Here is a 17,886-nt window from a genome sequence, read left to right as displayed (position 1 = left end):
AGAAGATCAGGTTTCCAATGCAACGTTCATTTCACGCACAAAAACAGCTGTCCCCTTAATTCTGACATCCATATCCTCACCATCCCGAATCACACTCACTTGAACTTTTCCATCTCTTCCAATCTCATGCCCTTGTTCTACCACAAACTGTACCTCATCCATCTCCGGTTTCACATAGGTTAAATAATATGCACCCATCACCCCCGAAGCTGTTCCAGTCACTGGATCTTCCGTAGTACCTGAATATGGTGAGGAGAAATGTCTAGCATGCATCATCGCATCGGTATCACGGGTTTCAAAACAAAAGGGATGTAGCGAAGCTTTAGGATTCTCAAGCAAAACACCAGGGAATAAAGAAGAATCCGGTTTCATTTTAACAAAAGAGTTCAGTTCACGGATTGGGATTAATAGCGTCCAGGTTCCAGTGCTTCCATAAACGATCGGAATAGAGAGGTCCATATCATCCAGAGTTAAGTTTATTGTACTTAGCAGCTTCTCGATATCACCCTGGAACGGGTTAAACCGCGGCTGATCTTGCTTCATCTCCATGTAAATGGTGTCTCCATTTCGCTCAAATTGAATAGGTAATACGCCTACATTGGTTTCAATCGTGATCAACTCTTTGTCACCCAACATACCACGTGTCTTCAAACCATACAGTGATGCCATTGTGGCATGACCACACAGATTAATCTCATGTCCTGGCGTAAAATAACGTAATCTGACGTCAGCTATTTCAGAGTTCAACACAAATACCGTCTCATTAAATCCAACTTGATAAGCGATCTGCTGCATCGCCGTCTCACTGAAATGATCAGCATTAAAAACCACTCCTGCCGGGTTACCTTGGCCGGGAACTGTAGAGAAAGCATCATAATGATATACCGTAATATCACTCATCAAAAGGCCCACTTTCTTTGTAATCTACGAGATGCACATTTCCATATAACTCTACACTTTCACTGTCAATTACAATCCCGCCACCATCTTGGCACGCATAGACCGTCTTACTGTTAACGAGCGTGTATTCTCTTAATGAATTCAGAGTCTCTTCCGAACCGTCCCAGTGCGGTGCAAATTCAAAATTTACGAGCCCCAGCGCTTTCATATCATTCAAGCTTATTATTCTCTGATCTAATTTTTCGTTAGATTGGAAAACCAAATCACTTAGCAGAACCAACGTAGTCATCTTATTTCCTCCGTATATGTCAGACTAGCTTAAACTCTTTATCCAAAATCGAGAAAAAATACTGGTCTGTCCACTGGTTGTTCCACCATAGTTCTTCACTGAAGACAGCCTCCCGTGTCATACCCACATGCTGCATCAGTCCGGCTGAGCGAACGTTTTGTGAATTGCACATGCCGACGACCTTATGAGCTTGTAATTCTTGAAACGCAAATTGTAATAAAAGTCGGGTGGCTTCACTCCCGTATCCTCTCCCTGCATATTCGGAAAGTACTGCGAATCCAAGTTCCCAGCTTTTTCGGTAATCCACATAACTCCACATTTGAACGATACCAATCGGTGTATTTTCCGGATCGCTCAAGCGGCGTATAACGAAATCATAGGCATACGGTTTCTCATCTGCGACAGCAAAATGACTGCGATATTTCTCACGGACCTTTTCCTCATCCGTTTCAACAGTTTCCTCAAAGCTCCAAATGTTTGTGTCACATTCAAGTTGACATATGAAGTCGAGGTCCTGCTCTGTGACTGTTGTTATTTTAATTTTCTGTCCCACGAATTCCATGTGAATTCATCCCCTTTGGATTATGCCATCGTTCCCATAAACTACTGCATTTGCCCATTAATATATCTTCTGTGACTTGCAGATGCTTCCTGAACCCACAAATCCAACTCCACTCTACTAACAAAAAATTTATCCTGAACCTTAATGAACGGAAACATTCTCCCATCAAAGAAACCTGACACCGTGAAACTCCCTTGTTCAGCCTTAATAATACTCATCACCTGTTCTTCAGTCATACTCAGATACTCGGCAGTTTCTTGAATCGTCAATAATACTTTATCGTTCGGTACTTCTTGTTCTACTGCCTGAGTCAGTTTACTATTTCTCTCCTGAGTCGTTAACAATATGCAGCCAATAATAAACGAGATACACAAAATGACACTGGCTAAAAGTATGGAAAACGGAATAGATTTCATTGTTTAGGAATCTCCCACTCTGTATCATGCAAACCTCTACCAATGTTCCATTTGGCAAGCAAAGCTCTCTGTCTGTTTTCCAGATCAAGATACGGTGCTGCAACACAGGATAACGTGTCAAACATATGAATAAAATGAGGTCCTTCCTTGAAACGTCGAAGCCCTCCATACTCTTCATCATCCGCTGCCCATACAATATTTTTAATCCCCGACATTAAAATGGTACCAGAACACATGGGACAAGGCTCACAGGTAGTGTAGAGCGTCAGGTCTTTCTTCGTGAATCTCTTCTTATTGTCTACATCCAGCAAATGTTTTCCTACCTGACGAATGGCATCCACCTCAGCATGTGCGGTGGGGTCGCAATCCGAGAAGACTCGGTTCCGGCCTTTACTCACGACATTCCCATCCACATCCACAATTATCGCACCAATCGGATACGTGCCTTCAACAAGTGATTGTTCTGCTTCTTCCAGAGCCAAAGTTAAATATTCATAATCCGATAACTTCATTGAAAGTCCCCCTGAGTACAGTTATAGTTCCTTACAAAACAGATTCCTTCTGCTTTTTTACGTCACGACAAGGCTCAATATCCATAAACCGGGTTACATCTGGTTCAGCGAAATGCTCAAAAACAACCTGACGATCTGCTAGGGTTAACTCTCTGAGGTACAATCGTTCAGTCTCTAAATTAGGAAAATGAGTCATGACGGGCTCTCCTTTAATCATTAAAAGTTCCTGATCGTGTACTGTCCTGCTTCACCAAGAAAATCACTTTTGGTAACCCTTTTTCTCCGAGTAAAATCCTGTAGTTCGATATCGTACCGTCATGTGAAATGATAAACGTATTGCCACTCTGTTTCCTGCACCATTCAAGAAGCTGTTCAGCTAATATCCCGAATCGTTGTGCATTCATCTGATTAATACTTTCTTCCCAACAGTCCAATCCCAATTCAACCATTCTTATGTCAGTATACTGATTGCTGAGTTCTTCCTTCGTATAGATCTGATCGCAGACGAAAGGAACAAACTCCGGATTCTGAGGAAACATTCTTGGCCCAACCAGCGGACTGAAGAATGCAAGATTTTTGTTAGGGATTAGAAGGAGTGCTGTTTCGATCGTACGTTTCGTTGGACTAACCAAAATGACGTCTTCAGGCGCAAAAACGACTTGTTTACGCAATGCTATAACCTGACTTTTTCCCAATTCAGTGAGGCCAGGGTGCAGGCAATTTAATCGGTTAGGGTAATCTATCAAGTGTTCACCATGACCATGACGAATAAATGTAATGTTCATACGCCCTCTATTTCTGAATGAAGTGTCTGATGCCTTTTGCATCAAGAAGGTTACTCAGTTCCTTTTTCAAAAACACAGGATAAACTTCCATCTGCTCTAGTTCGTCCAAGTAAAACCATTTGAAAATTAACTTACCGTTATCTTCTAGACCTTTGAATTCAATTTCACTATATAGCTTATGGGCTTCCGGCAATGTGATGATATAATAAAAACCAACTTCATGATATTTCAGGCCATCATATTCAAAGAAATCTTCACTAACAAATGCGAGCCTTTGCGCTTCTACATGAACACCCAGTTCCTCCGCCATCTCTCGCACAATAGCCGCTTCTGTTGTCTCGTTCAATTCCACCCGCCCTCCGGGCAGATTCCAGAAATCGTCCTGTTCAGTCGTATGCAAAAGAACTCTTCCTTTGTCTATCACAATACCAGCCACACGAAAGTTGAATTTGTTGTTATTTTGCTCATACGATATATTTTTGTTTTCTGAATTACTCATCTCGCTGACCATCCATCGGACAATCCATCCATGAATCCCATGATGAATGACGGAATGATGAGTACGAGCAATAAAATTAAACTGGCTATGCCACATCTAAGAATTACTTTCCGTTTGCTTCGAACACCTATAATAATTAAGATTGCGGTTGTTGCAATTAAGGCTACTTCATAAAATGTCATAAAACTGACCTCCGGTATGTATTCGTATTTCATTAAGGTTATTACAGAATCTTTTCTAGTTTGCGCCTACAAGCCTCGAGGTCATAATCCGAATTATCCAGCCATACCTTATCCATCTCAAGTAAGCCATAGATTTCGGACTCCAGCTTCTTTCTTTCCTGCAAAATCTGTACCGTACCCTGAACACCCTGATAACCCTGCGCTTGCCCAAAGCCCTGATTCGTATAATAATTAATGAAGCCCTCTGACCATTCTTTTGGTCTTTCACTGATCGCCTTATCAAAGGTATATGATATATCCTTCTGATCGATATAGATGAGAAGCGGATTCAGAGCATGAATGATACGCCCCAGGCCCCATACATACTGCACGTTCTGCTCTTTGGATCGATTACATTTAACAAGGCCCATGGTCAGTGGATTCTGGATAAAACAACATTCAAATATCGTAATGGAGTCATCATTCGTGCTTAACACGTTCTTGGTGAAATTCTGCCACTTCTCGGTGATCAGTTTAACATTTTGTGCAAAAGAAATTTCGTAAATATCTCGGCTAAATATATCCCCCACCACCTGATCGGGAAGCTCTATTCCCCGTTGTTCTTTCATCTTACGGTATGGGATCAGAACACCTTGATCATAGGCAATCGCATTACTTTCCAGAATCTCTCTGTAATCTTCATACGTGGTTAGTAGGGCCTCGAAGTCTTCAGCATGATAAAAAGCAACGCCTTCGTAATCAGCAGGGTGATCCAGGTTTCCTTCCTGAAATAGTTGTACCTGCTTGCCTTGACCTATCAGGATTTCGGATACCATCTTGGCAATCGTAGACTTGCCCGAACCTGGCAATCCTTCAATGAGTATTAATCGCCTTGCCATCATTACATCATCCTTATTCTTTATTTTGTGTGATGTTATGGATTTTCCATGTATCAGAAACTATGTTATCAATCAATATCTGCAATAATCCATTGCGCGTTATCGCCATCCGCTTTCTTTTTCCAAAACACCATCGTATTGCTATACTCTTCGTCATTCTCTTTTAACTCGTTAACCGTCACCACTGCCTGATAGAGCTTCCTTTGCTCCTGTATAGTTATGTTGCTCATGGAAGTAACCTTGAGAACTTTGTATCTTCCCATACCTGATATAGGAGATTTTGGATCAAAAAGATTCATATATCGCTTTTCATCCTCTTCGTATAAATAACGCATACGGGCATTCATAAGTTTGACGATTTCCAATTTGTCACCGGTATAGTTTGTTTCATCGAGATACTCTGGTGGGATGACTTCCTTCTCTTGGGCTATTGATTGCTGTGCGTTTTCAGTGTTTTCCTGGTTCTGACAGGCCACCAGAAGTAGAAATAATAATGAAACTACGGTTAACTTTTTCAAAGTCAGCCCTCCATTTAATCATCGATAACACTCCACTGGTAGAGGCCTTAAATGCCTTTAATTTAGAACGAAGACTTCCTATGTATGTAAAATTTTCTCTCAAGGTACATCATAACCCATAATGTGGAATTTGCGAATAAACGAAGTAAACCATCTCTGTTTCTATCGCTTTTCATGCAAAAAACACGCTTCTCTGCACGAGTTACATCATGCAAAGAGCGCGGATATCAGCAGAACTTTCATCTAACGTTTGTAACCGTCCACAATCAATCTAGCTATCTACTAAATAGCATATTCATTATGCCGACCGCTTCATTCTGGATCTCTTTTTCTTCATTATCCGAAAAAAGGTAACTATATGTTGAAAAGATCCCCCTATGCTGTATATGTCCACCTTTATAGTGAAGTGTCTTTTCCGCACCTTCGATCGTTTGTGTAAACGTCCTGCCTTCATTTACATTATACGAAGAATGGATCTCATGTTTACTTGCGAGCCATGCAACAAATTTCTCTTCGTTTGGATTGGTCATGACCAGAATAACGAACAGAACAACAAACACAACAATGCCCGTTCTTAGTCCTGCCCCACTCTTGCCACCATGCTGTGGGTTCTCATCCTTCCATCCTGTTCACCCGTTTCTTGAACAGAAATCTCTACGTTCTTCGCCAAAACCCAACCACTCAATCCATACGAGGATGAGATCACCATGTACTTGTATTTCTCCTCTATCAGCCGCGTTTGTAATTCGCCATACGAATCATAATTGACAGGCCATCCCTGACCCACTCCCGACTCTAACAACTCTCGATTATAAGGAATAAAATGCTCTATATCCCACTCATCCAGATCCAAAATAATGCTACCATTTAGCGGTGTATCAAACGAATGCGCCATTACACCAGAGAATAAAACATCCATATTTTTCGGCACATCATGACTTGAACGAGTCCGCATCCTGATCCTTTCGTTCTCTAAATCGACTTCGTAGCTTAATATGATGTTGTCATGCAAACTTGGCATAGTACCACTCCTTCAGTATGCCGTATGCTCATATATCAAACACCGTAATATTGTTTATAGTTTGCGACCCATTCCTCTTTGGAGAAATCAACAAAATCATATGGCTCTATGCTCCAATCCGTACAACTGCAGCAGTTCTTCCTCGTTCATACTTGTTCTCCTTACCTACTTGAGAATGTTATTTAACTCTTCCGCTTTTTTCCTGCTATCCATTCTAGCATAAAAATAGAAAGCGATGATGTGCAGCACAATGGATAACAACCACATGCCGGGGAACCAGGGAGCAATCAAATGGAACATATCCGTGGAGAATAACCATACGATCCCCATGCCTCCTGTAATGCTAAAGGTAGAAGATATAACAATATTCCACATCGGTTTCAACGTAAAATAGTTCCAAAGTACGTTGTACATCACACCAAATAATACAGCGGCAATTGCTGAAATGCCGGCAATATTCCACAAATAGCCCATTTCGATGGGTTGATCATTATAGAATAGGGTCAATAGCAAGGTCACCCAGAGTGAAGTAACGGTGAATACTTGAAAAAAGGAAAGCCTAAGCTGCATCATCATGATAATTTCCCCCTAAAGTTTTTAATATAAAATCGACTGACAAAGTAACTGGAGCTATCGCTCAGATCTACCTTAATCCGAGCATGGTCTGTTGCAGAGAATGCGGTGATATACCGTGTGTTGATGATCGTTTGATTATTAATTTTCACAAAATGAATGTCATCCAGGTCTTCTTCCACAAATTTCAAGCGTTTGTTAAGCAGGTACCTCTCGCCTGTAACCACACGTACACAACACATCCGATCCTCTGACTCAATGGCGACCACCGAGCTCAATTGAATCTGTACGTTGCGGTTGTTCTTGGCATGGATGACCGTTAGTTGGGTTTCCGATTGGCCAATCGCTTTTTCAATACGATCCCACTTCGACCTCTCCTCCGGATGAGTAACGACTTTGACCACCCTTTTTTCAATTGCTGTGTTCTCTTCAAAAATGACTTTCACGTGTTGCCCTCCTCTCACAACTCATATTACAAGCATAGTTATGACTATCCCACTGTATTGCGTTTTGTTGCATGATTTTGCAGGTTTGTTGCATCGGCACTACGTAGACAATAAAAAAACCACTCCATAGGAGCAGTTCTTCTATGTACTCATCCAGGGTATTCAAGGCATGAGCTATTCTTTTTTATCAAGGTGCTGCCTTAACCTACTCAACCTCCAGATACATCTCCTGATTTTGCAGGATCATCTTGTTCATGTGTGTTATAGCTGCTTCTGCCGCAGTCTGATATGCAGCATACAATGCCTCTGTTCTCTGGAGTAACATCGGGTCCTTCTCCAGATCCGTTGCTAACACCTCACGCCACTCTTCACCCACTTTATTTTTGTCCGTAATGAGACTTTCAATCTGGTCCAATACAGTCACCATCTCATCTAAATGAAAAAAGTGCATCCCTTTTTTAATCCCATTCCAACTCTTGATCTCGATGATGTTATACGCCGAAAACCAATAAAATTCTGCCAGACTCTTTGTGTGATTATGATAGGAATAGAACAGAAATAAGGCTTGTTGCCCTTCATTTAACTGTCGGTATATCTCTGTTTTGGCCGCCATATCTCTGCCCCGTACAGAAACAAGCATGGGTTCAATACACAACCAGCTAAGTTGCTTTGAATGTATATCTTCTGCTCGCACTCTAGCCTTCATAACATTCCCCTCTCTGTTCAACGCTTTAAGGATTCTCTGGTGCTTCCACTGCCGGGTCATTCTCTCCGCCCATTCTGCGTCTGGATGTTTCCATCCTGCCTGTCGCTGGCACATGTTCAGACGCTTTAGCTAATCCGAACTTTGGCATATTGGCATATATGGTCTCGAAGGAACCTGACTGAGCTTTGTATGTCTCATGGTAGATCCCCACAGTTCCATCGGAACCAATGGAGCGGTTGAATCTTTTCCAAGCTTCCAAGTGCAGTCCACCTCGTGCGTATTTCTCCAATTCATCGTAAGAGCGCCAGTATTGTAGTAACGTCACCCCGCGCCAGCTTATAAAATACTCTGTACTCAGAAATCCGGTCTCCGGATTCGTATACAGTTCTTTAATCATCGGGCCCATGGACTTAAAGACAGGCAGCCATTTGTGTATAGCCCACAAACGATTGACCCTCATTCCGATGATAAACACAACAAATTCTCCCTCAATTTGAGCTGAATATCTTCCCTTATATATGTTTGCCACATCACCCCTCCTTCTCGACAAAAACAATCGATTTCATCGGATCTGGACAACCCTTCCTATCCGCTCATAGGCATCCAGAGGAAAATCAAAACTCCACCGTTTGTGATATTCCTCCAGTCCCATTTCCTTCAATTTGCTTAGCTCTCTGTAGAACAGCTTAGTCAACTTGACCAAGGTTAACTCCTCGGACATAAGTAAACGGCCCTCTGTAACGGCTTCCGTGCTAAAGTTATCACTCATCTCATACACCATAAATTGAACGATTACCTGTGAACGTTTCTTGATCCAGAAACGATATTCTCCAGGTTCGGTCTGCATGGTCATGGTTACCTCTGTGGCTCCCTTGTGCAACGCAACGAATTGACGTGCTATCTCCTCAACCGCATCCGACAAAAAAGAAACCGGAATCTCTATCTGTCCTCCTTGATTAGGTTTAACCAGGATATCCAGCCATCCGTGCGGTTCAAGCGTCATAACGATGTCCATGTCCTTCCTCCTTTATGTGATTCTATGATGCAAGATTAACTGGAAATTATGCCTTTCAGTACATATATCTTCTAATTTGAGTTGTAGAGCAGTAGACCTGCTTTCAATTTGTGTTCAAGTTCCTTATGATCGTGTTTGTTTCTCTGCCATTAGAATTCTTACAATGCTGGTCGCATTGTTAAATTTCATTTTGTTATTCTTCTCTTGGTAGTCCCACTCTTGTTTTATAGCATATTGAATAAGGTTGGATATCAGTTTTGGTTCATAGACAAATATATCCCATGTATCTTCCCAAGCAACATCGAACTCTATAAATGTAGATTTATGTGTATTGGAATAAATCCGAATAACAATATCGTATGCTTGCTCATCCACAACATATAAGAACAGTGTATCATTCACTACAATTTTGCGGACTTTTTTCCTGTATACCTTCAGGTAAATCCCTCCCTTACTTACACACTGCTGCGTAAATCTTTATACACATTCCATTCTGTATACAATTGTTTTAGCGCTAATCCTGTTGTATGTATGAACTTGTCCATAGCTTCCATGGATAAAATATTTAAGTCACCTAAGGTTTCGTTGTCAGGATTAGCTAAAAACTCAAGCTTCTCTTCCCTATACTGATACACCTCAGATTCCAGCAATCCACCTAAACCATATGCTTTTCCCACGTTCAGCTCATTTAAACATTCATGGGCCCCGTTCCAATTCCGTAGAATCATAAACTCCAGCTTCGTGACATCCTGTGTATACACGCTTCTTCCATTGGGGTGGACTTCATATGCAGGATAAATATCGAAAGTCCACACGCGATCCGTATAGATATGGGCGATGTATCCGCACAGATATTGCATGAATTTGGGATCCCTATAAGCTAACTTCTTGTTGGACTCAAAAAATTCTTTAAGTTCTTCGTCTGTTGCGAACCTTCCTGCCTCTGGCATGAGGTGGGTTTTTGCCTTCTCAGTACGAAGATTAGTTCTTACGTGAATGGAATCAGGAGCGAGGCTTCCCAGTAACAACTCAGGGGATGGCTTGGATATCAATTCGGATGCAATTGCAAAATGAACCATCGGCCAAGGCAATATAAAAACTCCTTTCTTTATTAAAAGGCTCAACTATGATGTTCTATGATTTACAAAGCTAAGTGCTCACTCTCTTGTACATGAATCAATTCAATATCCTCACAATAAAATCCTAATATTCCGTTCTCGTAGTCCTCAACGAAATATTTCATCGGATGATATCCGTGATCTTTTAAATCTTTAATATTAAACCCAATTATCTTAACTAAAACACCATGAGGCTTATAATGAAAACTTTCAATATTGGTGAATCTAAAAAGTAATTCATATGTAACATTGGAGTATTTCATTAAAAATGTAATATCTGCTATCGAAATATTGTCATAATATTTGTCTTGTTTTATATACAGATTCAACCCAGCAACCCACTCCAAATTTTGAACAGAAAATGCTGGAATAAAAGGTTGAATTAAGTCCATGTTTTTCATCATGATCTACCTCTATTCATTTTGAGCTATTCTATTAATGCTGTCACTCGCGTAGCAATTTAGACTCTCCTTGCTTCAAGTCTAAAAATATAGGCTTCTGCACATTGTTAATTGTGGAAATATCAATCTCATCCAGACTTTTAAAAACAAGCTGTAATGACTCCTTTTGTTCATCTTCAAATAAAAGAGTTACCTGATCATCACAGAGTTTTCCTTCCAACTCCGCAATAACGTCAAATAAAAACATTACAAATACTACTTCATTTCCATCCGGATACGTATAGTGCATCCTCTCGCCCGTGTATATGGAGGCCAATTCATAAGAACTCACCTCAAGCCCTGTTTCCTCTTTCACTTCTCTAATCATGGTTTCTTCAATTCGTTCACCTGGCTCCATACCTCCACCGGGTAACCCCCAATCTCCATAATCTGATCTCTTTTGCAGCAGAACCCTCCCCATATGATCTCGAATAATAGCTCCACCCGTAACTACAATACGACTAGTCATTACTCTTGCTCCTTTCTGTTAGGTTGCTTCTCAACAGATCATAATTTTTATCAGGAAACTTCTCTATTGATTTATATCCCAAAATGCACAATGCATTTCCCATTTACCTCAGCGTACTTTGCCATGTTCGCAAGCTTGTTTAATTCGTTGATTATTTCGACTTTGTTGTATACGAGTTTCTCGTAGTAGCCCTTCTGTTCGCCTCCAGCAATGCTGTAATTCCCTGTAAGAACGATCGGATCCGTCGCATGGCTAAATAGATCCATCCAGGCTCGAATCAGTTGATGAAACTTCAACAAAGCATCCTGCTCTTCAATAACGGTTATTCCATAGTTGTTCAGTCCACTACATCTCATACAGGTAGATGGATTCCATGTATCCAACCAGCAAAGGGAATCATAGATGTACGCAATGAATTCGTCTTCCAAGGTCGCATGATTCTCTGTGGTTAATCCACTTCGATGTATTCTCCCTTTTGAATCCCATGAGTAGGAGGTATGAATATTCCCGTCTACTTGCGATTTGTTTTCGATAACAAAATGATGCTTCGGCAACACCCGCACCTCCGTTACACTTACCCATGCTTCAATATCTGTTCAATCCTCTTAATTCATCATAACCCATGTATTGGTAAATGGAAATTGAAAAAGATCCTATCCACCTCCTAACTCAGGAGAAGCAAATAAAATCTTGATAATACATTCGTTATATTAAAAAATCTTCGTTATTCAGAAATGATGTTCCTTCTTCTCGGTACTTCTCTATAACGTCATTGGTCACATGAGCATGCCGCAATATACCCATATAATCTGTACCTGGTTTCTTCGGTCTATAATCTGAATCAATCGTGTAGATATTGAAGTGCACCTCATCTTCATCCTCTGACACATCTGTTTTATCAAAAAGTGAAATCACTTCATCTTTACCAAGAAACCTAAATGGAGAATCCTGACGCTCTATAATATAAAAAGGATATGTGATGTTCTCGATCTGAATCAATTCCTGGTACACCTTAAGCTCATCAGGTATGAGATCCATATACTTTCTAGCTACCTCTTCTGCCTGAAATACACCTGAGACCCACTTCATACTCCCCTTGGTTACTAAGATAATGAACATACTAATCACCTTCTAATTTAAATATTATTTCTCTCTTTCACGCACAAAAGTCTGAGACAAAATCCGGTGGCTGCCAGCGATGTTGTCAATCTCAATGTTATATTCAGACTCAGTATATTCAATCTGATGTTGCTCATAATATCTTTTCCAGAACGAAACAGCTGCCGCATTGTTAGCGAGCTGTCCCACTTTGAATGTACCCCGAAATTGAGCAAACACCAAGTCAATCGCTTGTGCTGCTAGCCCCTGTCCGCGATACTTTTTGATCAGGAACAGCTCCTGCACCGTGTAATCCACAGCTTCTGGCACATATGGGGGCGAGCACACCAACACGAATCCAATAACTTCCCCATCATATTGAATCAAAAATGGATGTAATTCATCGCGTTCCAGATAGAGATACGTATTCGTTGGATCATATGTGCCCGCCTCCAGCAGATCCTCACCCGAAAATTCGGACAGGTCATATAAATACAAGTTATACAGGTTGAGGAACAGTTCCTTCTGTTCTGCCAAAATACTCGTGATTTGTACGTTCATCTTCATTGCACATCTCCCTTAGTTAATTAGTTAGTTAGTGATCCATACAAGACCTTACCAATGTCTATAGCGCACTTGCTGTAATCTGATCTCAATATATCGTTTCAAACACGGCAGATATAGGCAAAGTTTGATTTAAATCGTGAAGTAACCTTAACTCTCGAGTGAGATGTACATTTGTGCAAAAAAAAGACTCCATACAGAGTCCGATTATTGGTCTTATTTTCACTTTTCACCAAGTATCCATTAGCACTTAGCTAATAATTATTGAATTATATAGGTTCAACTAAACTTTTTACACAAAAACGGAGAGGACAGAAATAACCTGAAGAAGCGGAGCGTTCGCCTTTATCACCGGATTTTCCCTTTAAAAAGGGAATCAAAAAAATCTGGGGATAACAGCGATCGGAAGGTTGTTCTGTCATTGGAGTGCTCAGTGTAAACCTCTTTAGTTGAACTTATATAGATAATCAACCACAGGATATGAGATCACATTGCGATCTCTGTACGTTGAAGTTACCGCTTCATGATGAGTGCTGAGAATTCCGTTTTGCAACATCACCGGCCGGAAACCTCGCTCCATCGCACCGTTGTAGGTGAATAGAACACATTCCTCTGCGGCAAACCCGGCAATAATCACTAATTCAATTCCGTGACTCTTCATCACCTGCTCCAGGTTCGTCTGCCAGAAAGCATTGGAAGCTTCCTTGGTAACTAAGATATCCTTCTCATTCACATCTACCTCGGGAATAATACGATATTCTTCCGGTGGTGTCTCCTCCATGCCCTCCACATCCTGGACGTGAACGACCACATGATCATTCAAGCGCAGCACGTTAGCTACATGGTTAATGTACTCGCAAGCATGGTCTATCGAGCTCTGATCCATCTTTTTCCGCACAATACTCTCTTGCATATCAATGATTATGAATCCTACTTTCATCCAATCTCTCCTCATACAAAATGTAGTTTTAATCTTGGTATCACAAAATTCAATTTAGTCTTTAAACAATTCATTCAGCATCCGGTCACGGTTTTCCAGAAAGCTGCGGGTAATCTGGTAGTGATCGGTATCCTCATAGACTACCTTTTGAATATGGTTATCGTCAAAACTTAAAATCTCCGCCCCCGGATACCCGAGCAGAATAGGTGAGTGCGTCGCAATAATGAATTGTGAAGTGCCTGACAGATCATGAAGAATCCGCAATAAAGAGAGCTGCCTTGCTGGGGACAATGCGGCTTCGGGCTCGTCGAGCAGATAGATGCCTTTGGAACTGAAGCGGTTGACGAACAGACTGAGAAAAGACTCCCCATGCGATTGTTCATGCAATGAACGCCCGCCATAATATGGAAGCGATGCCGGCATCTCATCGACATGCGATGCGAATTGATAGAACGATTCAGAGCGCATGAAGAAGCCATTCGTTATTTTGGGCAACCAGGCCAGCCTGAGATAATTCCCGAGCGAGGATTCCGAAGCATGTGTCTCATAGGTATTATTCCTGCCGCCCCCTGCGGTATTGAATCCACATTGATGAGCAATGCCTTCCAGCAGCGTAGATTTCCCTGAACCATTTTCACCTACAAAAAAAGTAACGTTATTCGTGAGCTCCAACCGTTCCAAGGACCGGATCGAGGGGATGTCAAAAGGATATAGGTCCCGATTCTCGATCTTAGACGACAAGAGTTCCACACTTCGAAGATACATAGGCATACTCCTATTCATGTTAGATTTGGCTCCATCTATGACAGGTACCTTTTCGTTTACACATTCCCTATATTAAACGACGAACAGGTGGATGACAAAATTATGGTTGACGGTGACAGATCAGCTTATATATTATGTAGGAAGAACGTTCTGATAAAAACATAAAATGAATTGGCGTGTTACCACCCCAGAGGGCATGAGCCAAGAAGCGAACATGAGACTATACTCGCTTCTTGGCTCTTTTTGCGTTCCGGCGGCATGAAAGCGTTAACTTTAGAAACGAGGAGGCGGTGAACCGTGAGTAAAGGAATGATTCTGCAGGTGGAGCGGGTCGTCGGCAGCAATATTGTTCTGGCCCGGTCGCACCAGAATACCAAGGAGTACGTACTGATTGGCAAAGGGTTGGGATTTGCGTTCAAGGTGGAAAGCACCATTCAGTCCGATGATCCGCGGATTGAGAAAAGGTTCCGGCTGGAAGACCGGGAGGAATGGGGGCAGGCTCAGGAGCTGATGAAAGACTTGGATCCCAATGTCATCGACATCTCTGACCGAATTATCCACCTCATCGCTGATCAGTTTCCCGGCAAGCTGAATGACAAGATCTACCTTGCTCTTCCGAGTCATATTCAGTTCACCTTATATCGTATCCGCAACGGGATGGAGATTCTGAATCCCTTCCTTACGGAGACAAAGCTCAGCTTTCCGAAAGAATTCGAAATCGCCTCGGAAGCGGCGGCCATGATCGGAGAGGCCTTTGGCGTAGAGGTACCGGAGGATGAGGCCGGGTTCCTGACTTACCATGTGTACTCCTCCGTAAATCACGTCCCTGTCGGACAGTTGGTTAAGGTATCCAATGTGATCAGCAAGCTTCAGTCGATTATTGAAGAGGAGGGCGGCGTTCGCTTTGATCAGGGCAGCCTTAGCCAGGCAAGACTCATGATACACCTGCGCTTCTCCATGGAACGCCTGTATCAGCAGTCGATGACGGCCCCCACCTTCGCACAATATGTGAAAAATGAATATCCGTCCGAATACCAGCTGGCCAGAAAACTGAGCGCTGTAATGGCCGAGGATTTGGGTACAGAAGTACCCGAGGAAGAAACGGCTTTTCTCGCAATGCATTTATACCGGCTTTTTCAAACCCATGCCAAAACCAACAACAGAAAGGACAACACACAATGATCTGGAAATGGAAAAACAACAAATCTGCCAAAACATCTGAAACAATATCCGTCGCCTCCCCGCTCACCGGAACCTGCGTCAGTTTGGAAGAAGTGCCTGACGAAGCGTTCGCGCAAGGACTTATGGGACCGGGAGTTGCAATGATTCCCCAGGAGGGCAGGCTGGTCGCCCCTATCGACGGCACTGTGGTGCACCTGATCAAATCGCACCATGCCGTAATGATTGAGCATGCTTCCGGGCTGCAGCTGCTGCTGCATATCGGTATGAATACTGTCAGCCTGAAAGGACAGGGCTTCACCCCCCAAGTGCAGACCGGGGATCAGGTCACTATCGGTCAGACCCTGATTGAATTTGACCTGAATGCGATCACTTCGGCCGGTTATCCGGTCATCACCCCTGTCATCGTTGCGAATGCGGCAGAACAGCCGTGGGAGTCGCACCCGGAGTATGGCAGCGTAGAAGCAGGCAAGGGAACTATCATGAAAGTCAGCTTGTCCAAATAACCTAAATCAAAAAAAGAAAGGAAGAACAATATGCTGAAATCACTGCAAAAGCTGGGGAAATCCCTGATGCTTCCTGTAGCAACCCTGCCTGCGGCAGGTATTCTTCAAGGCCTCGGTCTTCTTAATTATGAAAAGGACATTCCGCTCGGTCCCGTGATCGGGGGATTTCTTAATCAGTATGTAGTTCCATTCCTGAATGAGGGAGCGGGGGCGATCTTCGGCAACCTTGCGCTCATCTTCGCCATTGGGGTGGCAATCGGACTGGCGGGGGATGCGGTCGCCGCGCTTTCCGCCCTGATCGCTTATATGGTGCTGACGCGGATTCTGGGAGCCGTTCCAGGTGTATTCGGCTATATTCCTGACGATGTCAAGCTGGATATGGGCGTATTGGGCGGGATATTTGCCGGACTGCTTGCAGCCTATATGTATAAAAAATACCATAATATCAAGCTTCCTGACTGGCTCGGCTTCTTCTCCGGCAAACGCTTTGTGCCGATGGTCACCGCCGGCTCCATGCTGGTGTTGGCCATCCTGTTCGGCATGGTCTGGAGCCCGATTCAGGATGCCATCGGCGCTTTTGGCGCCTGGATTGTAGGTTTTGGCGGCGTTGGCTCCATGGTGTTTATGATCGCCAACCGCCTGCTCATCCCGCTCGGTCTGCATCATGTCCTCAACTCCATCGCCTGGTTCCAGATCGGAGATTATACCAATGCAGCCGGGGAAGTCGTGCACGGCGACCTGACCCGCTTCTTCAACGGAGATCCTACAGCAGGCATGTTCATGTCTGGCTTCTTCCCGATTATGATGTTCGCTCTTCCGGCGGCGGCGCTAGCCTTGATTCATACAGCCCGGCCTGAAAAGCGCAAAATGGTCGCTTCGATCTTTATCGGCGCAGCGGTGGCTTCGTTCTTAACGGGTATTACCGAGCCGCTCGAGTTCTCCTTCATGTTCGCGGCGCCTCTGCTGTATGTGGTGCACGCTATTCTTACCGGTGCGGCGGCCCTGATCATGTACCTGCTGAATGTTAAGCTGGGCTTCGCCTTCTCGGCAGGTCTGATCGATTACCTCGTGAACATGAAGCTGTCGACCAATCCGCTGCTCATGATCCCGGTCGGACTCGCATTTGCGGTCGTCTATTATTTCCTGTTCCGGTTCATGATTATCAAGTTCAACCTGAAAACGCCGGGGCGCGAGGATGACACTTATGATGCCGATACCCCCACTAATACTTCAGCCATGGCAGCGTCTGCCGACACCAAGGCTGGCAAAGTGCTCGCCGAGATCGGGGGAACAGATAATATCGAGAGCATTGACGCCTGCATCACTCGCCTCCGGCTAGTTGTCAGGGACGACAAAGCCGTCAACGATCGGGCGCTCAAACAGCTTGGCGCTTCCGGTGTCATGAGGCTCGGTGGTGGAGCTGTGCAGGTCATCTTCGGCACCCAGTCCGAAATCCTCAAGGATGAGATTAAGAAGCTGATGTAACGCTCGTTCTCCTGTGAGTT

Annotated in this window: 28 protein-coding genes; 3 read left to right on the top strand and 25 right to left on the bottom strand. The window is 43.3% G+C overall.

The genetic code is table 11. The annotated features are described in order from the left end of the window. Nucleotides 1–6 precede the first annotated feature (6 nt). The 25 genes from WFI24_RS10140 to WFI24_RS10020 form a co-directional block, all read right to left on the bottom strand. The gene (locus WFI24_RS10140; RefSeq protein ID WP_336760425.1) at nt 7–900 is read right to left on the bottom strand and encodes a PhzF family phenazine biosynthesis protein; all 894 of its coding nucleotides are present in this window, start codon (nt 898–900) and stop codon (nt 7–9) included. Beyond that, complete coding sequence (locus WFI24_RS10135) at nt 893–1,189, bottom strand: Type 1 glutamine amidotransferase-like domain-containing protein (RefSeq protein ID WP_336760423.1); 297 nt, start codon at nt 1,187–1,189, stop codon at nt 893–895. Before WFI24_RS10135 ends, WFI24_RS10140 begins: the two co-directional genes overlap by 8 nt. A gap of 19 nt (nt 1,190–1,208) precedes the next feature. Next, the gene (locus tag WFI24_RS10130; protein WP_336760421.1) at nt 1,209–1,751 is read right to left on the bottom strand and encodes a GNAT family N-acetyltransferase; all 543 of its coding nucleotides are present in this window, start codon (nt 1,749–1,751) and stop codon (nt 1,209–1,211) included. Nucleotides 1,752–1,792: 41 nt separating this feature from the next. Then, nucleotides 1,793–2,167, bottom strand: a complete 375-nt coding sequence (locus WFI24_RS10125) for a hypothetical protein (RefSeq protein ID WP_336760419.1) — start codon at nt 2,165–2,167, stop codon at nt 1,793–1,795. After that, nucleotides 2,164–2,679 (bottom strand): nucleoside deaminase, encoded by a 516-nt coding sequence (locus tag WFI24_RS10120; RefSeq protein WP_336760418.1) that lies wholly within the window; start codon nt 2,677–2,679, stop codon nt 2,164–2,166. Before WFI24_RS10120 ends, WFI24_RS10125 begins: the two co-directional genes overlap by 4 nt. 31 nt (nt 2,680–2,710) lie before the next feature. Beyond that, nucleotides 2,711–2,875: a GNAT family N-acetyltransferase gene (locus WFI24_RS10115; RefSeq protein WP_336760416.1), complete on the bottom strand. Its 165-nt coding sequence runs from the start codon at nt 2,873–2,875 to the stop codon at nt 2,711–2,713. 13 nt (nt 2,876–2,888) lie between these two features. After that, nucleotides 2,889–3,464: a phosphoglycerate mutase family protein gene (locus WFI24_RS10110; RefSeq protein WP_336760414.1), complete on the bottom strand. Its 576-nt coding sequence runs from the start codon at nt 3,462–3,464 to the stop codon at nt 2,889–2,891. A gap of 7 nt (nt 3,465–3,471) precedes the next feature. After that, a complete protein-coding gene (locus tag WFI24_RS10105; protein ID WP_336760412.1) occupies nt 3,472–3,963 on the bottom strand; it encodes an NUDIX hydrolase in 492 nt (163 codons plus the stop codon). Then, nucleotides 3,960–4,145: a hypothetical protein gene (locus tag WFI24_RS10100; RefSeq protein ID WP_336760411.1), complete on the bottom strand. Its 186-nt coding sequence runs from the start codon at nt 4,143–4,145 to the stop codon at nt 3,960–3,962. Before WFI24_RS10100 ends, WFI24_RS10105 begins: the two co-directional genes overlap by 4 nt. Before the next feature lie 41 nt (nt 4,146–4,186). Further along, complete coding sequence (locus WFI24_RS10095) at nt 4,187–5,026, bottom strand: adenylyl-sulfate kinase (RefSeq protein WP_336760410.1); 840 nt, start codon at nt 5,024–5,026, stop codon at nt 4,187–4,189. A gap of 65 nt (nt 5,027–5,091) precedes the next feature. Next, entirely contained in the window at nt 5,092–5,541 is a 450-nt protein-coding gene (locus WFI24_RS10090; RefSeq protein WP_336760408.1) for a hypothetical protein, read from the bottom strand. Nucleotides 5,542–6,115: 574 nt separating this feature from the next. Next, nucleotides 6,116–6,562 (bottom strand): hypothetical protein, encoded by a 447-nt coding sequence (locus WFI24_RS10085; RefSeq protein WP_336760406.1) that lies wholly within the window; start codon nt 6,560–6,562, stop codon nt 6,116–6,118. Between the two features lie 165 nt (nt 6,563–6,727). Then, complete coding sequence (locus WFI24_RS10080; RefSeq protein WP_145320067.1) at nt 6,728–7,138, bottom strand: hypothetical protein; 411 nt, start codon at nt 7,136–7,138, stop codon at nt 6,728–6,730. Further along, on the bottom strand, nt 7,135–7,581 hold the full coding sequence (locus WFI24_RS10075) for a LytTR family DNA-binding domain-containing protein (protein WP_336760404.1): 447 nt from the start codon (nt 7,579–7,581) through the stop codon (nt 7,135–7,137). The genes WFI24_RS10080 and WFI24_RS10075 overlap by 4 nt, the downstream gene beginning before the upstream one ends. A gap of 205 nt (nt 7,582–7,786) precedes the next feature. Continuing rightward, entirely contained in the window at nt 7,787–8,287 is a 501-nt protein-coding gene (locus WFI24_RS10070) for a hypothetical protein (RefSeq protein WP_336760402.1), read from the bottom strand. Nucleotides 8,288–8,312: 25 nt separating this feature from the next. Further along, entirely contained in the window at nt 8,313–8,816 is a 504-nt protein-coding gene (locus tag WFI24_RS10065) for a DUF4188 domain-containing protein (protein ID WP_076209318.1), read from the bottom strand. A gap of 33 nt (nt 8,817–8,849) precedes the next feature. After that, a complete protein-coding gene (locus WFI24_RS10060) occupies nt 8,850–9,302 on the bottom strand; it encodes a hypothetical protein (protein WP_336760398.1) in 453 nt (150 codons plus the stop codon). Between the two features lie 455 nt (nt 9,303–9,757). Then, nucleotides 9,758–10,426 (bottom strand): hypothetical protein, encoded by a 669-nt coding sequence (locus WFI24_RS10055; protein WP_336760396.1) that lies wholly within the window; start codon nt 10,424–10,426, stop codon nt 9,758–9,760. A gap of 17 nt (nt 10,427–10,443) precedes the next feature. Continuing rightward, the gene (locus tag WFI24_RS10050) at nt 10,444–10,824 is read right to left on the bottom strand and encodes a hypothetical protein (RefSeq protein WP_336760394.1); all 381 of its coding nucleotides are present in this window, start codon (nt 10,822–10,824) and stop codon (nt 10,444–10,446) included. Between the two features lie 40 nt (nt 10,825–10,864). Continuing rightward, a complete protein-coding gene (locus WFI24_RS10045; protein WP_336760392.1) occupies nt 10,865–11,329 on the bottom strand; it encodes an NUDIX domain-containing protein in 465 nt (154 codons plus the stop codon). Nucleotides 11,330–11,400: 71 nt separating this feature from the next. Continuing rightward, nucleotides 11,401–11,883 (bottom strand): hypothetical protein, encoded by a 483-nt coding sequence (locus WFI24_RS10040; RefSeq protein WP_336760390.1) that lies wholly within the window; start codon nt 11,881–11,883, stop codon nt 11,401–11,403. A 151-nt stretch (nt 11,884–12,034) separates the two neighbouring features. Next, nucleotides 12,035–12,448 carry a hypothetical protein gene (locus WFI24_RS10035; RefSeq protein WP_336760389.1) on the bottom strand — a complete coding sequence of 138 codons (414 nt, stop codon included), beginning with the start codon at nt 12,446–12,448 and terminating at the stop codon, nt 12,035–12,037. 24 nt (nt 12,449–12,472) lie between these two features. Further along, entirely contained in the window at nt 12,473–12,994 is a 522-nt protein-coding gene (locus WFI24_RS10030) for a GNAT family N-acetyltransferase (protein WP_336760387.1), read from the bottom strand. 442 nt (nt 12,995–13,436) lie between these two features. Further along, nucleotides 13,437–13,931: an isochorismatase family protein gene (locus WFI24_RS10025; RefSeq protein WP_336760385.1), complete on the bottom strand. Its 495-nt coding sequence runs from the start codon at nt 13,929–13,931 to the stop codon at nt 13,437–13,439. A 54-nt stretch (nt 13,932–13,985) separates the two neighbouring features. Then, a complete protein-coding gene (locus tag WFI24_RS10020) occupies nt 13,986–14,696 on the bottom strand; it encodes an AAA family ATPase (RefSeq protein ID WP_336760383.1) in 711 nt (236 codons plus the stop codon). A gap of 297 nt (nt 14,697–14,993) precedes the next feature. Between WFI24_RS10020 and WFI24_RS10015 the strand changes: the two genes are divergently transcribed. Genes WFI24_RS10015 through WFI24_RS10005 form a run of 3 tightly spaced genes read left to right on the top strand, consistent with a single transcriptional unit; the run spans nt 14,994 to nt 17,866 of the window. Beyond that, on the top strand, nt 14,994–15,878 hold the full coding sequence (locus tag WFI24_RS10015) for a PRD domain-containing protein (protein WP_336760381.1): 885 nt from the start codon (nt 14,994–14,996) through the stop codon (nt 15,876–15,878). Further along, nucleotides 15,875–16,381 (top strand): PTS sugar transporter subunit IIA, encoded by a 507-nt coding sequence (locus tag WFI24_RS10010; protein WP_336760379.1) that lies wholly within the window; start codon nt 15,875–15,877, stop codon nt 16,379–16,381. The genes WFI24_RS10015 and WFI24_RS10010 overlap by 4 nt, the downstream gene beginning before the upstream one ends. Before the next feature lie 30 nt (nt 16,382–16,411). Beyond that, nucleotides 16,412–17,866: a PTS transporter subunit EIIC gene (locus WFI24_RS10005; RefSeq protein ID WP_336760377.1), complete on the top strand. Its 1,455-nt coding sequence runs from the start codon at nt 16,412–16,414 to the stop codon at nt 17,864–17,866. Nucleotides 17,867–17,886: the final 20 nt, after the last annotated feature.

The sequence above is a fragment of the Paenibacillus sp. USHLN196 genome, assembly GCF_037144955.1.
In the GTDB taxonomy this organism is placed as follows: domain Bacteria; phylum Bacillota; class Bacilli; order Paenibacillales; family Paenibacillaceae; genus Paenibacillus; species Paenibacillus xylanexedens_C.
The sequence above is the reverse complement of the archived record's forward strand: the minus strand, read 5'-3'. Positions and strand labels throughout refer to the sequence as shown.

What these genes read in the sequence shown, in the direction of transcription:
- WFI24_RS10140 (WP_336760425.1), bottom strand. Translation starts at nt 900, where the DNA reads ATGAGTGATATTACGGTATATCATTATGATGCTTTCTCTACAGTTCCC.
- WFI24_RS10135 (WP_336760423.1), bottom strand. Translation starts at nt 1,189, where the DNA reads ATGACTACGTTGGTTCTGCTAAGTGATTTGGTTTTCCAATCTAACGAA.
- WFI24_RS10130 (WP_336760421.1), bottom strand. Translation starts at nt 1,751, where the DNA reads ATGGAATTCGTGGGACAGAAAATTAAAATAACAACAGTCACAGAGCAG.
- WFI24_RS10125 (WP_336760419.1), bottom strand. Translation starts at nt 2,167, where the DNA reads ATGAAATCTATTCCGTTTTCCATACTTTTAGCCAGTGTCATTTTGTGT.
- WFI24_RS10120 (WP_336760418.1), bottom strand. Translation starts at nt 2,679, where the DNA reads ATGAAGTTATCGGATTATGAATATTTAACTTTGGCTCTGGAAGAAGCA.
- WFI24_RS10115 (WP_336760416.1), bottom strand. Translation starts at nt 2,875, where the DNA reads ATGACTCATTTTCCTAATTTAGAGACTGAACGATTGTACCTCAGAGAG.
- WFI24_RS10110 (WP_336760414.1), bottom strand. Translation starts at nt 3,464, where the DNA reads ATGAACATTACATTTATTCGTCATGGTCATGGTGAACACTTGATAGAT.
- WFI24_RS10105 (WP_336760412.1), bottom strand. Translation starts at nt 3,963, where the DNA reads ATGAGTAATTCAGAAAACAAAAATATATCGTATGAGCAAAATAACAAC.
- WFI24_RS10100 (WP_336760411.1), bottom strand. Translation starts at nt 4,145, where the DNA reads ATGACATTTTATGAAGTAGCCTTAATTGCAACAACCGCAATCTTAATT.
- WFI24_RS10095 (WP_336760410.1), bottom strand. Translation starts at nt 5,026, where the DNA reads ATGATGGCAAGGCGATTAATACTCATTGAAGGATTGCCAGGTTCGGGC.
- WFI24_RS10085 (WP_336760406.1), bottom strand. Translation starts at nt 6,562, where the DNA reads ATGCCAAGTTTGCATGACAACATCATATTAAGCTACGAAGTCGATTTA.
- WFI24_RS10080 (WP_145320067.1), bottom strand. Translation starts at nt 7,138, where the DNA reads ATGATGATGCAGCTTAGGCTTTCCTTTTTTCAAGTATTCACCGTTACT.
- WFI24_RS10070 (WP_336760402.1), bottom strand. Translation starts at nt 8,287, where the DNA reads ATGAAGGCTAGAGTGCGAGCAGAAGATATACATTCAAAGCAACTTAGC.
- WFI24_RS10060 (WP_336760398.1), bottom strand. Translation starts at nt 9,302, where the DNA reads ATGGACATCGTTATGACGCTTGAACCGCACGGATGGCTGGATATCCTG.
- WFI24_RS10050 (WP_336760394.1), bottom strand. Translation starts at nt 10,824, where the DNA reads ATGATGAAAAACATGGACTTAATTCAACCTTTTATTCCAGCATTTTCT.
- WFI24_RS10045 (WP_336760392.1), bottom strand. Translation starts at nt 11,329, where the DNA reads ATGACTAGTCGTATTGTAGTTACGGGTGGAGCTATTATTCGAGATCAT.
- WFI24_RS10035 (WP_336760389.1), bottom strand. Translation starts at nt 12,448, where the DNA reads ATGTTCATTATCTTAGTAACCAAGGGGAGTATGAAGTGGGTCTCAGGT.
- WFI24_RS10030 (WP_336760387.1), bottom strand. Translation starts at nt 12,994, where the DNA reads ATGAAGATGAACGTACAAATCACGAGTATTTTGGCAGAACAGAAGGAA.
- WFI24_RS10025 (WP_336760385.1), bottom strand. Translation starts at nt 13,931, where the DNA reads ATGAAAGTAGGATTCATAATCATTGATATGCAAGAGAGTATTGTGCGG.
- WFI24_RS10020 (WP_336760383.1), bottom strand. Translation starts at nt 14,696, where the DNA reads ATGTATCTTCGAAGTGTGGAACTCTTGTCGTCTAAGATCGAGAATCGG.
- WFI24_RS10010 (WP_336760379.1), top strand. Translation starts at nt 15,875, where the DNA reads ATGATCTGGAAATGGAAAAACAACAAATCTGCCAAAACATCTGAAACA.
- WFI24_RS10005 (WP_336760377.1), top strand. Translation starts at nt 16,412, where the DNA reads ATGCTGAAATCACTGCAAAAGCTGGGGAAATCCCTGATGCTTCCTGTA.